Below are 14870 nucleotides of genomic sequence, written 5' to 3' on the forward strand. Positions count from 1 at the left end.
AACGTGCAGCCTTCGCTGCCAAGAGAAAGAGAGAAGGGAACATGAAAAGATCGGGACTGCTTGCCACCACCGCCCTCCTGCTCGCCGCGGGCATCTTCTCCGCCGCCCCGGCAAAAGCCGATTGCGGCATCGAGAAGGGGTCGGTGCGCATCCTATCCAACGATTTCGAGGCGCTGCGGCTCATCGCCTCCGAGGCCGAGAAATGTTCGTCCGCGACGGTCAAGGTCAGCAAGAACCAGACCACCGAGCACAAGAACCTGCAGGTGCCGGCGCTGAAGGTCAATCCGGCCCAGTATACGGTCGCGGTCATCGCCAACAATTCCATCGTGCCCCTGCTCAATGACGGCCTGGTGCGCCCGCTCGACGATCTCGTCGCCAAGTATGGTGCCGACCTGCAGCCGAACCAGCTCATCAAGATCGACGGCAAGGTGATGGCGATCGCCTTCATGGGCAATTCGCAGCATCTCTTCTTCCGCAAGGACATTCTCGAAAAGGCCGGCGTCCAGCCGCCGAAATCCTATGAGGATATCCTCGCCGCCGCCAAGGCGATCAAGGAGAAGGGCCTGATGGAGCATCCGCTGGCCGCCTCCGACAAGGCCGGCTGGGATCTCGCCGCCGAATTCGTCAACATGTATCTCGGCTATGGCGGAGAGCTGTTCAAGGCCGGCTCGGCCGAGCCGGCGATCAACAACGAAAAGGGTCTCGCCACCCTGAAGATGATGAAGGATCTGACCGCCTATATGGGGCCGGATTACATGACCTATTCGGCCGACGACATCATCAAGACCTACGTCGCCGGCAAGACCGCGATGATGAACGGCTGGGGCTCACTGGCCGGCAGCGTCATCGACAAAACCAAGGCCCCGGCCGAGATCGCAGAGAATACCGTGCTGGCGGCGGCGCCCACGGTGGGCGGCGGCTCGGTCCCGGCGGCGGCGCTGTGGTGGGATGGCTTTGCCATCGCCAAGAATATCTCGGACGAGGATGCCGAAGCCTCCTTCCGCGCCATGGTCCATGCCGTGCGTCCCGAAGTCGCCGACAAGAATCCGGATATCGCCACCTGGCTGACGAAGGACTTCAAGCCGAGCGCCGGCGCGGTCGGCGTGCTGGCCACCGCAAACGGCGGCGCGCAGCCCTATCCGATGCTGCCTTATATGGGCCTGCTGCACACCGCGCTCGGTTCCGAGCTTGCCGACTTCATGCAAGGGCGCGAAAGCGCCGAGGATGCGTTGCGCGATACGGAAGCGGCCTATACGGCTGCGGCCCGCGAAGGCGGCTACCTGAAGTAAGCCCGTCCGGGAAAACGGCCGGCGGCGGGCGCCATGTCCGCCGCCACGATTCAAAACGCGCAGACGGTCACGCTTTTCCAAGCGTTCGACACCGGCTGCCGCCACCGTCTTGCAGGAGGGCCTATGCCGCATCGGGCATTCTTCGCCTTTATATTGCCGTCGCTCGTCGCGATGATCCTGTTCATCGCGTTGCCGATCGCCTCGGTCGCGGTCCAGTCCCTGTTCGTCCAGCACGAAAAGGTGGTGGTCGAAACGGAGACCTGCGCCCCCTTCGGCGGCTGCAAGAAGGAGACGCGCGTCGATTCCGACGCCACCGCCAAGCTGCGTCATGACGAGCCGCTCGGCAAGTTCAACGGCTTCGGCACCTATCTCGACCGCAATCATCTCGCGGTCGGCGAAATCAAGGCGATCCTCGCCAGCAGCACCGGCATCGGCAATGTCGTCACGCAGATCTACAACCTGCCCTTCTACAAGGCGCTGTCCTTCACGCTGACCTATACGTTCATCGTCACGCCCTTTGCCATGCTGCTCGGCTTCTGCATCGCGCTCGGCGTCAATACCCTGCCGCCGCTCGCCAAGGGGCCGGTGATCTTCTTCTCGCTGCTGCCGATGATCGTCACCCCGCTGGTCGGCGCGCTGATCGTCTATTGGATGGTATCGACGCAAGGCATCGTCGGCGCAACGCTGCAGAACCTGTTCAACGATCCGACGCTGTCGCTGAAATCCTCCTCGGTGCTGACCTGGCTGACGCTCCTCGCCTACGGCATCTGGCACAATGCGCCCTTCTCTTTCGTCGTCTTCTATGCCGGCCTGCAGACCGTTCCCGACGACACGCTGGAATCGGCGATGATCGACGGCGCCAGCCGATGGGAGCGCATCCGTTTCGTCATCGTGCCGCATCTGATGCCGCTCGCCACCTTCGTCGCCCTGGTGCAGCTGATGGACAATTTCCGGGTGTTCGAGCCGATCGTCGGCTTCAGCGCCGATGCCAACGCCACCTCGCTCTCCTGGTCGATCTACAACGACCTGCACAGCCAGGTGGACCAACTGTTCGGCTCCGCCGCCGCGACCTCGATGCTGACCATTACGGGCGTGATCATTCTCCTGTCGCCGGTGCTGGTGCGCACCTGGCGCGAATTCAACCGTCGCTGAGGAGGCCGGCATGTCGATCGCCAATCGCAAACCCTTTCCACTTGCCCTGATCTCCGTCGGCTTCGTGATCGTCTGGGTGTTCCTGGCCGCCTTCCCCTTCATCTGGACGGTCTGGGGCTCGTTCAAGGTGGAGCAGGACTTCTTCTCGCGCGAAACCTGGTGGAATGCAGTGACCGGCCTGCGCACCATCGCCCAGACCGGCTCGGCCTTCACCGGCGACGGTTATTACGGCGCCTGGGTGACGCGGGACTTCATGTCCTCGGTGTTCAACACCGCCATCGTCACCGTCTGCGTCGTGGTCATTTCGCTGACCTTCGGCACGCTCGGCGGCTATGCGCTGGCGCGCTCCGGCCATCGCTACACCTTCTGGATCCTGATGGCAGCGCTGGTCTTCCGCGCCATGCCGCATATCACCCTGGTCTCCGGCTATCTGCTGCCCTTCTTCCAGATGAACATCTGGGGCTACCTGCCGACCTCGATCATCGTGCTCGTCGCCATCAACCAGCCATTCACGCTGTGGATGCTGCATTCCTTCTTTCTGTCGATCCCCAAGGATCTCGATGAGAGCGCGCTGGTCGACGGCTGCTCGCGCTTCCAGGCCTTCCGGCTGGTGGTCATTCCGGTCATGTGGCCGGGGGTCATCACCACAGGCCTGTTCTCCTTCCTGCTTGCCTATAACGACTTCGCCGTCACCGCGATGCTGCTGTCGCAGCCGAACCAGACGATGGTGCCGAAGATCGCAAGCTTCCTCGGCACGGTGCAGCAGGAAGGCAATGTCATGTTCGCGGTGGCCGCCGTCGTCTCCGCCACCGCCCCGCTTTTCCTGCTGGTGATGTTTTTCCAGCGCCAGATCGTCAGCGGCCTCACCGCCGGCGCAGTCAAAGGATAATCCCCATGGCCGAAATCCGATTGAAGAACGTTTCCAAGCGCTGGCACAATTTCATCGGCGTCGACAACTTCAACCTGACGATCCCCGACCAGGAGTTCCTGGTCCTGCTCGGCCCCTCCGGCTGCGGCAAGACCACGACCATGCGCATGATCGCCGGGCTGGAGGATATTTCCGAAGGCGAGATCTGGCTCGGCGACCGGCTGGTCAACAAGCTGGAGCCCAAGGACCGCGACATTTCGATGGTCTTCCAGAGCTACGGCCTCTATCCCAACATGTCCGTCTACGAAAACATCCGTTTCCCCTTGCGGGTGCGAAAAGTTCCCAAGGAACTGCACCACGACAAGGTGATGCAGGCGGCGCGCATGGTGGAGCTGACCGAATTCCTCGATCGCCGCCCGGCCGCCCTTTCCGGCGGCCAGCGCCAGCGCGTCGCGCTCGGCCGCGCCATCGTCCGCCAGCCGAACGTCTTCCTGATGGACGAGCCGCTGTCGAACCTCGATGCCAAGCTGCGCGTCTCGACCCGCGCCCAGATCAAGCACCTGCAGCACGAATTGAAGGTGACCACCATCTACGTCACCCATGACCAGATCGAGGCGATGACGCTGGCCGACCGGGTGGTGGTGATGAGCAAGGGCGTCATCCAGCAGGTGGGCACGCCGACCGAGATCTACGACAACCCGGCCAATACCTTCGTCGCCTCCTTCATCGGCTCGCCGGCCATGAACCTGATCGACGGCGATATCGCCGACGGCGTCTTCCGCGCCGAAGGCGTCACCATCGGCGGCTTGCAGAAGGATGTGAAAGGCCCGGTCACCCTCGGCTTCCGCGCCGAGGATGCCAGCCTTGCCGGCGAAAGCGGCGAGCTTGCGGCGGACGTCTATTCGATGGAACTGCTCGGCGAAGCGACGATGGCGAGCTTCCGCATCGGCTCGAAGCTCGTCTCGATCAAATCGGACAAGACCTATCGCGCCGGCATTGGCGAGCGCATCCGCGCCGCCATCCCGGCCGGCATCTGTCACCTTTTCGACGCCCGGAGCGGCGCCCGCCTTTCCCGCGCTGCGGGGCACTGAACAACGAACCGGATCGGGCCGCGATTGCCCGCATCCGCCAGGGAGAAAGCGATGACCATTACCTATCTCAAGCGCGGCAAGCCGGCAGCCGAGCGCGCCGATGACGATGCCAAGGTGCGCGCGATCGTCGAAACCACGCTGAAGGATATCGAGACCCGCGGCGATGCCGCCGTGCGCGAGCTGTCGGAGAAATTCGACAAGTTCTCGCCGCCCTCCTTCCGCCTCACCCCCTCCGAGATCGAGGCCGCCGTCAACAAGGTCTCGACCCGCGACATGGCCGATATCGAATTCGCCCAGACGCAGATCCGCCGCTTTGCCGAGGCGCAGCGGGCATCGATGCTCGACATCGAGGTCGAGACCCTGCCGGGCGTCATCCTCGGGCACCGCAATATCCCGGTGCAGTCGGTCGGCTGTTATGTGCCGGGCGGCAAGTTCCCGATGGTCGCCTCCGCGCATATGTCGGTGCTGACCGCCTCCGTCGCCGGCGTGCCGCGCATCGTCGCCGCCGCGCCGCCGCAGAAGGGCGAGCCGCATCCCGCCATCGTCGCCGCCATGCACAAGGCCGGCGCCCATGAAATCTACGTGCTCGGCGGCATGCAGGCTGTCGGCGCCATGGCGCTCGGCACCGAGACGATCCAGCCGGTCGACATGCTGGTCGGCCCCGGCAACGCTTTCGTTGCCGAAGCCAAGCGCCAGCTTTACGGCCGCGTCGGCATCGACCTGTTCGCCGGCCCGACCGAGACCATGGTGATCGCCGACGACACGGTCGACGCCGAAATCTGCGCCACCGATCTGCTCGGCCAGGCCGAGCACGGCTACAATTCCCCGGCCGTGCTGGTCACCAATTCGGACAAGCTGGCGCGCGCGACGCTTGCCGAAATCGACCGGCTGCTCGCCATCCTGCCGACCGCCGACACGGCCTCCGTTTCCTGGCGCGATTACGGCGAGATCATCGTCTGCGACACCTACGCGGAAATGCTCGACGTCGCCAACGACATCGCCTCCGAGCATGTGCAGGTGATGACCGATCGCGACGACTGGTTCCTGGAGAACATGCATTCCTATGGCGCGCTGTTCCTCGGGGCCCGCACCAATGTCGCCAATGGCGACAAGGTGATCGGCACCAACCACACGCTGCCGACCAAAAAGGCCGGACGCTATACCGGCGGCCTCTGGGTCGGCAAGTTCCTCAAGACCCATTCCTACCAGAAGGTGACCACCGATGCGGCCGCCGCCGAAATCGGCGCCTATTGCTCGCGGCTCTGCCTTCTGGAAGGGTTCGTCGGCCATGCGGAACAGGCCAATGTCCGCGTGCGCCGCTATGGCGGCGGCAATGTCGCCTATGGCGCCGCCGCCGAATGATCAACCCCTTGCCGGATCAGGCGCCCTGCCCGATCCGCAACCGCTGACACAGAAAGAGCGCCGATGATCGACCTGCCGAAAACGCCTTCCTTCCGCCTCGACGGCAAGCGAGCGCTGGTGGCCGGCGCCTCCTCCGGCATCGGGCTGGGCGCCGCCGTGGCGCTGGCCGAGGCCGGCGCGCATGTGACGCTCGCCGCCCGCAGCGCGGACAAGCTCTCCGAAGCGCTGGAGGCGATGCGGGCGCGGGGATTTTCCGCCGACGCCGTCTCGCTCGATGTCGCCGACGTCGTCGCCACGGAAGCCCTGGTGGAAGACGCCGAGCCCTTCGACGTCATGGTCAACAGCGCCGGCCTCGCCCGCCATGGCCCGGCGGTCGAGACCAGCCCTGCGGATTTCGATGCGGTATTCGGCGTCAATGTCCGTGGCGCCTACTTTCTGACGCGGGCGGTGGCAAAACGGCTGATCGCGGCGGGACGGCCGGGCTCGCTGATCAACATCTCCTCGCAGATGGCCCATGTCGGCGGCATCGACCGCGCCGTCTACAGCGCCACCAAGCATGCCGTCGAGGGCTTTACCAAATCCATGGCCATCGAATGGGGCCCGGCCGGCATCCGCGTCAACACCATCTGCCCGACCTTCGTGCGCACGCCGCTCACCGAGCCGACCTTCTCCAATCCCGAGCGTGTGCGGTGGATAAAGGAGAAAATCAAGCTTGGGCGTATCGCGTCGGTTGAAGACATTATGGCAGCCGTCGCCTATCTTGCAACCGACGCCTCGTCGATGGTGACGGGTTCGGCCTTGATGGTCGATGGGGGATGGACGGCGGACTGATGGCGAACGAGAAGGTGACATCCAACGATGTGGCGCGGCTGGCGGGTGTCAGCCAGTCGGCGGTCTCGCGCTTCTTCACGCCCGGCACCTCGGTTTCGAAGCGCACCGCCGAGAAGATCAAGGCCGCCGCCGAACAGCTCGGCTATCGCCCCAACGTGCTCGCCCGCTCGCTGATCACCGGCAAGAGCCGCATCATCGGCCTCGTCGTCGCCTATCTCGAAAACTACTTTTATCCCGATGTCGTCGAGCGGCTGTCGCGTTCACTGCAGGACCAGGGCTATCATGTGCTGGTGTTCATCTCCTCGCTGGCCGCCGACAAGGTGGAGGAGATCACCCAGGAGATCCTCGATTATCAGGTGGACGGCATCGTACTGGCCTCGGCCAACATGTCGTCGGAACTCGCCGCGCGCTGCCATGCGTCGGGCGTTCCCATCGTGCTGTTCAACCGGCTGCAGGACGACGAGCGCCTGTCGGCGGTGACCTCGGACAATCTCGGCGGCGGCAGGCTGCTTGCCCGCCACCTGATCGACACCGGCCGCCGCAAGCTCGCCTATATCGCCGGCTTCGAGGGCGCCTCCACCCAGCGCGACCGCGAGCGCGGCTTTCTCGAAGGGCTGGCGGAAGGCGGCTTGCAGCTTTTTGCCCGCGACGTCGGCAATTTCCGCTACGAGGAAGCGCAGGCTGCGGCACGGCGGATGTTTTCCGGCACGGAGCGGCCGGATGCCGTCTTCGTCTGCAACGACCACATGGCCTTCGCGGTTATGGATGTGCTGCGCTTCGAACTCGGCCTGAAAATTCCCTGGGACGTCTCCGTCGTCGGCTTCGACGACGTGCCGCCGGCACGCTGGCCGGCCTATGACCTGACGACCATCCGCCAGAACGTCGACGACATGGTGGCCGAAACCGTCAACATCCTGCTGACCGCCATCGAGGAGCGGGATACGCCCGCCCGACGCGTCTGTCTCGACGGCGCGCTTGTCGTCCGCGGCTCCACTGCGTCAGTCGACATCAATTCCTGATCCGATCTTGTGACCCCCGGCCCGAACGGCCGGGAGCCGCAGCCAACCGCGAACAAAAATTGCATACGTATGAAAGGCTAGGAAAATGCAGATCTCCCAGGCAGAAATGGAAAAGCGCATCGTCCGCTATGGCGAATTGAAGCCCTGCCGCACCGCATTCATCGATGCGCATACACCGGGCTCGAACCAGAAAGAAAACTTCACCATCATCGGCGGCGGCGTCTCCGAAAGCGCCGATCAGCATGTGCATATCAAGGATACGCCCGGCTTCAACATCGGCGCCGCCGGCCAGCCGCCGAAATGCCGCAACTCGCTGCATTCGCATCGCACGGCCGAAGTCTTCTTCGTGCTGAAGGGGCGTTGGCGCTTCTTCTGGGGCCGCTGGGGCAATGCCGGCGAAGTCGTTCTCGAAGAAGGCGATATCTTCAATATCCCCACGGGTATCTTTCGCGGCTTCGAAAACATCGGCACCGACTACGGCATGATCATGGCCATCCTCGGCGGCGACGATGCCGGCGGCGGCGTCATCTGGGCGCCGCAGGTGATCGAGGACGCGAAGGATCACGGCCTCGTTCTCGGCGAAAACGGCAAGCTCTATGACAGCAAAAAGGGCCAGTCATTGCCGGACGGTATCAAGCCGATGCCGCTTTTGACCGACGACGAGCTGAAAACCTTCCCGGAAACGCCGGTGCGCGACGTGGTGCGCGATTACGTCGCCCGCTACTGGGATCTGATGGCGCTGGCCGGCAAGGAGCCGGCGCGGGTGATCGGCGAAAACGCGCTGCTGCGCGACAAGCCGGGTTTCGAGGTGGAGCTTCTGACCCGTGGCTCGATCCCGGAGGCGCCCTATGCCGTCGATCGTCACGAAGTCCTGATGGTCATGCGCGGCCATTGGCGCCTGACATGGGACGGCGGCGAAAGCATTCTCGCGCCCGGCGACACCTGCGCAGTACCGCCCGGCCTCAGACACGCGCTTGCCCCGTCGATGACCGGCGAAGCCAGCCTCTACCGCGTGGTCAGCACCGCCGACAAGGCCGGCCCGACCTGGAAGGCCTGAGACATCCCATCCCTCCGCGATGCTTGACCGTCGCGGAGGGACACGCTTTTTTCGAAGACAGGAGGCAGCGGCCATGGACGACCAACTTCTCACCCTCTTGCGTTCGGTGGATACGCCGACCGTCTGCAATGCCATCGAGGTCGCCCAGGGCAAGCGCGGCTTCAACGCTTTCACGCGCGGCACCTTCATCGCCTCGCGGCCGGAAGCGCCTGCCATCGTCGGTTATGCCCGCACGGCGAAGATCGCGGCGGCGGTGCCGACCACCGAGGATCCCGCGACCATCCGCACCCGGCGCATGGATTATTACCGCCATATGGCGAGCGGCCCGCGCCCCAGCCTCGCCGTGGTCGAGGATCTGGATTTTCCCGATGCCGTCGGCGCCTATTGGGGCGAGATCAACGCCAATATCCATCGCGGCTTCGGCATGTCCGGCGTCGTCACCAATGGCGTGATGCGCGATCTCGGCGACGTGCCCGAGGATTTCCCGATGATATCAGGCTCGATCGGCCCCAGCCATGCCTTCGTCCGCGTCGAGGCGATCGGCGTTCCCGTCACCGTCTTTGGGCTGACCGTTTCGCCCGGCGATCTCGTCCATGCCGACCGGCATGGGGCGCTGGTCGTGCCGCCGGAGATCGTTCCGGTTCTGGCCGAGGCCATCGAAAAACTGCGGCTGACCGAACGCCTGATCATCGAATCCTCCAAGGCCGCCGATTTCGATTTCGAAAAATTCGAAGCCGCCTGGGCGCGTTTCGAAGCGGCGCGCACCTGAGAGAAATGCCGATGGACAAGGACAAGCCGCCGCTCATTGACGATATCGAGGCCGCAGCCGCGCGCGACGGCATTCACCTTGCCAAAGAGCGTACGCCCTTCGTGCTGGAAGGCGCGCGCTTCCTCCATGACGCCGCCCGGCGCAACGAACGCCTGATCGCCGAGACCGACGGGGTGGACGAGCCTTGAGCGCGCTGCCCGACCTTTCCATCCCCGAGGCCGCGTCAGCCCTGCGCCAACGGCAGATCTCCTCCGTCGAACTGACCGAGGCCTGCCTTGCGCGGATCGACGCCCGCGATCCGACCTATCGCTCCTTCGTGCATGTGGCGGCCGAGCAGGCACTCGCCGCCGCCCGCGCCGCCGATGCCGCCCTTGCGCACGGCGAAGACCTTGGCCCGCTGCATGGTATCCCCATCGGCATCAAGGATCTGTTCGATACCGCCGATATGCCGACAACCTATGGCTCCGACGTCTTTTCCGGGCACCGCCCGCAGGCGGATGCCACCGTCGTCGCCCGGCTGCGCGCTGGCGGCGCCATCATCCTCGGCAAGCTGGAGACCTATGAATTCGCCATGGTCGGCCCGGTCTTCGACCGCTCGACGCCGCCGGCCGCCAATCCATGGAAGCCGGATCGTTTCACCGGCGGTTCCTCTTCCGGCTCCGCCGCCGCCGTCGCCGGCGGCCTGCTGCGCACCGCGCTCGGCAGCGATACCGGCGGCTCGGTGCGAAGCCCCGCCGCCTATTGCGGTGTCGTCGGCTTCAAGCCGACCTATAGCGCCCTACCACTCGACGGCATCTTTCCGCTGTCGCCGAGTTTCGATCATGTCGGTTTTCTCAGCGCCTCGGTGACCGAGGCACTGCTGACCTTCGACGCCATTTCCGGCCGCGCCAAAAAACTGGCCGGCAATCCCTTGCCCGATCTCACCGGCATCCGCGTCGGCTATGCACGAAACTGGTTCGCGGTCGACCCGCAGACCCATCCCGCCATGCTCCCGGCACTGGATGCGGCCGCCTCGTTATTCTCCCTGCTCGGCGCCCGGGTCGAGGAACTCCCGCTTCCCGACGTCTCCCGCTTCGAAGCCGCCGGCGCCGTCATCATCCATGCCGAGGCCTATGCCGGCCACAAGGCGCTGATGGCGCAGCATGGCGAGCGCTACAGCCGCAAGGTTTTCCAGAACATCCTCTCCGGCCTGCTGCTCGACGAAGCCGATCTCGAAACGGCGCGGCAGGCAGCCGTGCGCCTCACCGGCCAGGTCGATGCGCATTTCCAATCCGGCCATGACGTCATCCTGACCGCCAACACGCTGACGCCGGCCCTGCCCTTCTCCCATTTCCAGACGGATACCGCCGTCTGGACGCCGATGCGCACGCTGGCCTTCAACGTCACCGGCCATCCGGTCTTCGCCCTGCCCGCCGGCTTTCACGAGGGCCTGCCGCTCGGCCTGCAACTCGTCGGCCCGCGCAATGGCGAAGCCCGTCTCGGCGCGATTGCGCAGGCCTATGAAGCCGCGACCGATTTCGCGGCGATCAAACCGCCCCTTCCCTGAACCGCATCGAAAAAGGCCCGGATCGCTCCGGGCCATTAGGCTACCGACAAAGTCCCAAAATCTCTCCACCACATACTTGGCCTTGGGCCGAGTATCCAGGCACGCAAAATAAATCCATTTCCGTCAATGGCTTGGTGAGCTTGGGCAGATCCTTGGGACAAGCCCAAGGATGACGTCGGAGCGGGGGACAAGGTTTGTCCGCGGTCTGATGGCCCGGATCGCTCCGGGCCTTTCACTTATCAGCCGACCTTTTTCTGCAGTCGGTCCAGCCGCAACTGCGCGGCGCGGCGATGGCCTTCCAGGCTTTCGCTGGCGCTCTGGCGCGCGGCGGGCGGGGCCACAGTGGCGACGCCGCGCTCGTCCAGCCACTGATGCGTGGCGATCTTGACATAGGCGCCTACCCACAGGCCGCCGGTATAGCGGCCGGCGCCCATGGTCGGCAACGTATGGTTGGTGCCGCAGCACTTGTCGGAATAGACGACGCTCGCCAGTTCGCCGATGAACAGTGAGCCATAATTGCTGAGTTTTCGCGCGGTCGCCTGCGCATCCGCCGTGTGAACCTGCAGATGCTCGGCGGCGATGAAATCGGAATAGGCGATCATCGCTTCCTCGCTGTCGCAGACGACGATTTCACCATAATCGCGCCAGGCCTGACCGGCCACCGGCGCGGTCGACAGCGTTTCGAGCTGCCGCTCGACTTCCTTCAGCGTCGCGGCGGCAAGGCCCGCATCGGTGGTGATCAGGCCGACGCGGGTTTTCACGTCATGCTCGGCTTGGGCAAGCAGGTCGGTGGCGATCATTTCCGCATCGCCCGTGCTGTCTGCGACGATGAAGATCTCCGAGGGGCCGGCAAGCTGGTCGATGCCGACGGGGCCGAACACCTGGCGCTTGGCCTCGTTGACGAAGGCATTGCCGGGGCCGACGATCTTGTTCACGGCCGGCACCGTTTCCGTGCCGTAGGCCATGGCGGCAATCGCCTGCGCGCCGCCGATGCGGAAAATCCGGTCGGCGCCGGACAGATGACAGCCGGCAATCATCGCCTTGTGCGCATTCGGCGGCAGGCAGGCGACGACCTCGGCGCAGCCGGCGACCTTGGCCGGCACGATGGTCATGATCGGCGCCGAAAGCAGCGGATAACGCCCGCCCGGTACATAGCAGCCGACCCGCTCGACCGGAATGACCCGGTGGCCGAGATGCAGGCCCGGCAGCAGCTCGATCTCCAGCGGCTGGATGGTCTTCAGCTGTGCTTCCGCAAAGTGGCGGACGTTGGAAATCGCAAATTCCGTATCGGCCCGCGTCTGCGGATCGAGGCCGGCCAGCGCCTCCTCGCGCTCCTGCGGCGTCACCTCGAACACGTCGAGATCGGCCTTGTCGAACTTGCGGGAATAGTCGCGCACCGCCTCATCGCCGCGCTTGCGCACATCGGCGATGATTTCGGCGACCAGCGTTTCCACCGAGGCGTTGTCGCCTATCGAATCGCGCTCCGGGGCCTTCGCATAATGGGTGCCGGCGACCGGCGTCTTCCTGTCCTGGTTCATGATTGCTCCGCTTTCATTTGAGGTCTCGGCCCGGCAGCCGGATTTTTCCACGCATCTACCCGGTCCGCGCGGGCGGTCATCCGGCGGTCGACAAGGCGCGCAAATCTGCTGCTTTCGTTCGGCAATTTGTTATTGCATACGTATTCAAAATCTGCCAGTCTTTTTTCCGACAGCATGATCGAACGTGTCGAAGAGGGTCGAACCGAGATATTCTCGCGGCCGCCTTCCGTTCGAGGGATGCAGGAGACCGGACTGCCCGCGATGAAATTTCTGAAAGACACGACCGCCGATTCCAAGGGGATGCCGCTCGTCCTCCTGCCGGGTACCGCCTGCGACGAGCGGCTGTTCCTGCCGCTTGTGGAGCGCCTCGATCATGAGGGGCCGATCCTGACGGGCGGGATGCGCGGCGCGCGCAGCATGCCGGCCATGGCGCAAAAGCTGCTGGCCGAGGCGCCGGAGCGGTTTTTGCTGCTCGGCTTTTCGCTGGGCGGCATCGCGGCGCTGGAGATCGCCGCGCAGGCGCCCGAGCGCCTCGCCGGCCTGATCCTGATCGACACGACGCCGCGTCCGGATCCGCAGGCCAATGCCGCCCCGCGCCGGGCGGCGCTCGCCAAGGCGCGGGACGAGGGCATGGCCGGCTATATTCTCGATGCCTGGCCGCGCCTCGTCGCCTCCGGAAATATGCAGGACGAAGACCTCAGGCGGCTGCTCGTCGACATGGCGGTCGCCGCCGGCGCCGAGGCGCTGGACGAGCAAACGGAGATGGCGATCCACCGCGCCGACAGCCGCGCGCGCCTGAAGGACGTCGCCTGCCCGGCGCTGGTGCTGGCAGGCGCCGAGGAGCAGGTTTGCCCCATCGAGGCGCATCGGGAGATCGCCGACGGCATCGCCGGCGCCGAATTTCACGCAATCGACGGCGCGGGGCATTTTTCCCCGCTTGAAAAGCCCGATGCCGTCGCATTCCATATTCGCCAATGGCTGGCTTCCGGCTCAGCCTCGGCGTCGCAATCCGGCCGGAGCCGACAAGGAGCAGACATGAGCGAGAATGACGTGAAATCAACCAAGCCCGCCGCCCTGAAAACCCGCGAGCCCGTGGAGCAGGTGCTGCAGGTCGAGCGGCGCGACTATATGGATCTGGCGCCCGTCGACCGGCCGCGCAGCCAGTCGCTGGAAGGCTTCGACGACATCTATACCGATATCGTCGATTACATCGTGCGCTGCACGCACCGCATCTGGGACGAGCGCGATATCGGGCTGATCTACAGCCACTACACCCATAATTGCGTTCTCTACGGCACGCTCGGCACGATCTACAATCGCGAGGACGTGGTGCGCGACACCATCCAGCGCCTCGTCTCGCTACCGGAGCGGCGCGGCATGGCGACCCAGGTCCTGTGGTGCGGCAACGACCAGGAAGGGTTCTATACCTCGCATCTGGTCACCGGCTCGGGCCGGCATACGCAATACGGCCATTTCGGCCAGCCGACCGGGCGCACCTTCGTGTCGCGCACGATTGCCGACTGCATGATCCATCGCAACAAGATCTATCGCGAATGGGTGGTGGCCGATACCATGGCGATCATCAAGCAGCTCGGCCTCGACCCCAACGCCTTCGCCGAGCGCTTCGCCAAGGCCGCCTTCGACAAGGGGCTGCTGTCGCTCGATATCGGCGAGAACCGCCGCCTGCTCGGCCAGTATCCGCCGGAAGCGGTCGCCGACACCTCGATTGCCCACAACGAGCTGGAAGCCGAAACGCTGCAATGGCTGCACGAAGTCTTCAACCAGCGCATGTTCGGCAAGATCAAGGATGTCTATGCGCCGAACTGCCAGTATCACGGCCCGCTGATGAAGGAACTCTACGGCATCGCCGCCGTGACCCACCAGCATCTCGGCCTGATCGGCTCGATCCCGGATGCCGCCTACATGCCGCAGCATATCTGCTCGACCCCTTGCGAGGAAGGCGGCGTCAAGGTCGCCGTGCGCTGGCTGATGGAAGGCCATCACCTCGGCTACGGCATCCTGCAGGAACTCGGCGATCCCACCGGCGCGCGCCTGCAGGTGATGGGCATGACCCATTACCACTACAAGGACGGCAAGATCGTCGACGAATGGAACGTCTATGATGAGCTGTCGCTGCTGACGCAAGTCAAGCTCGCCAAACTGGCCGCCGACGCCCAGCATCCGGCCTGAAGCCCGCACCCCGATCGCGGCGACGGCTGACGCCGAGTGCCGACGGCACGAGACCGACAAGGCTATGTCCGCGTCAAGATGATGCGGGCATACGCCTCGTGGCCCAATCGATTGCGAGCATGGCCAGCGTGCTGTTTCGAGCAGGTCTCAATCCTCCG

At 64.7% G+C, this 14870-nt stretch carries 13 protein-coding genes; 12 read left to right on the forward strand and 1 reads right to left on the reverse strand.

The window, feature by feature from the left end; all coding sequences use genetic code 11:
* The first annotated feature begins 41 nt into the window (after positions 1-41).
* From P7F60_RS25280 to P7F60_RS25330, 11 genes are all read left to right on the forward strand, one after another.
* Entirely contained in the window at positions 42-1289 is a 1248-nt protein-coding gene (locus P7F60_RS25280; protein WP_277920473.1) for an extracellular solute-binding protein, read from the forward strand.
* A 123-nt stretch (positions 1290-1412) separates the two neighbouring features.
* Entirely contained in the window at positions 1413-2441 is a 1029-nt protein-coding gene (locus tag P7F60_RS25285; protein ID WP_277920474.1) for a sugar ABC transporter permease, read from the forward strand.
* A gap of 10 nt (positions 2442-2451) precedes the next feature.
* Positions 2452-3330, forward strand: coding sequence for a carbohydrate ABC transporter permease (locus P7F60_RS25290; RefSeq protein WP_277920475.1), 879 nt, complete (start codon positions 2452-2454; stop codon positions 3328-3330).
* Positions 3331-3335: 5 nt separating this feature from the next.
* Positions 3336-4400 carry a sn-glycerol-3-phosphate ABC transporter ATP-binding protein UgpC gene (ugpC, locus tag P7F60_RS25295; protein WP_277920476.1) on the forward strand — a complete coding sequence of 355 codons (1065 nt, stop codon included), beginning with the start codon at positions 3336-3338 and terminating at the stop codon, positions 4398-4400.
* 51 nt (positions 4401-4451) lie between these two features.
* Complete coding sequence (gene hisD / locus P7F60_RS25300) at positions 4452-5762, forward strand: histidinol dehydrogenase (RefSeq protein WP_277920477.1); 1311 nt, start codon at positions 4452-4454, stop codon at positions 5760-5762.
* Between the two features lie 63 nt (positions 5763-5825).
* Complete coding sequence (locus P7F60_RS25305) at positions 5826-6593, forward strand: SDR family oxidoreductase (RefSeq protein ID WP_277920478.1); 768 nt, start codon at positions 5826-5828, stop codon at positions 6591-6593.
* Positions 6593-7612: a LacI family DNA-binding transcriptional regulator gene (locus P7F60_RS25310; RefSeq protein ID WP_277920479.1), complete on the forward strand. Its 1020-nt coding sequence runs from the start codon at positions 6593-6595 to the stop codon at positions 7610-7612. The genes P7F60_RS25305 and P7F60_RS25310 overlap by 1 nt, the downstream gene beginning before the upstream one ends.
* An 85-nt stretch (positions 7613-7697) precedes the next feature.
* Positions 7698-8669, forward strand: a complete 972-nt coding sequence (locus P7F60_RS25315; protein WP_277920480.1) for a cupin domain-containing protein — start codon at positions 7698-7700, stop codon at positions 8667-8669.
* A gap of 73 nt (positions 8670-8742) precedes the next feature.
* On the forward strand, positions 8743-9438 hold the full coding sequence (locus tag P7F60_RS25320; RefSeq protein WP_277920481.1) for an RraA family protein: 696 nt from the start codon (positions 8743-8745) through the stop codon (positions 9436-9438).
* 11 nt (positions 9439-9449) lie between these two features.
* Positions 9450-9626 carry a hypothetical protein gene (locus P7F60_RS25325; RefSeq protein ID WP_277920482.1) on the forward strand — a complete coding sequence of 59 codons (177 nt, stop codon included), beginning with the start codon at positions 9450-9452 and terminating at the stop codon, positions 9624-9626.
* Entirely contained in the window at positions 9623-10984 is a 1362-nt protein-coding gene (locus P7F60_RS25330) for an amidase (RefSeq protein ID WP_277920483.1), read from the forward strand. The genes P7F60_RS25325 and P7F60_RS25330 overlap by 4 nt, the downstream gene beginning before the upstream one ends.
* 239 nt (positions 10985-11223) lie before the next feature.
* Here the strand turns inward: P7F60_RS25330 and hisD (P7F60_RS25335) are convergent, their stop codons facing one another.
* Positions 11224-12522 (reverse strand): histidinol dehydrogenase, encoded by a 1299-nt coding sequence (hisD, locus tag P7F60_RS25335; RefSeq protein ID WP_277920484.1) that lies wholly within the window; start codon positions 12520-12522, stop codon positions 11224-11226.
* 261 nt (positions 12523-12783) lie between these two features.
* Here hisD (P7F60_RS25335) and P7F60_RS25340 point away from each other — a divergent pair, with 261 nt between their 5' ends.
* A complete protein-coding gene (locus tag P7F60_RS25340) occupies positions 12784-14712 on the forward strand; it encodes an alpha/beta fold hydrolase (protein ID WP_277920485.1) in 1929 nt (642 codons plus the stop codon).
* The last annotated feature ends 158 nt before the right edge of the window (positions 14713-14870 follow it).

Source organism: Rhizobium sp. YJ-22 (assembly GCF_029601685.1).
Taxonomy (GTDB): domain Bacteria; phylum Pseudomonadota; class Alphaproteobacteria; order Rhizobiales; family Rhizobiaceae; genus Metarhizobium.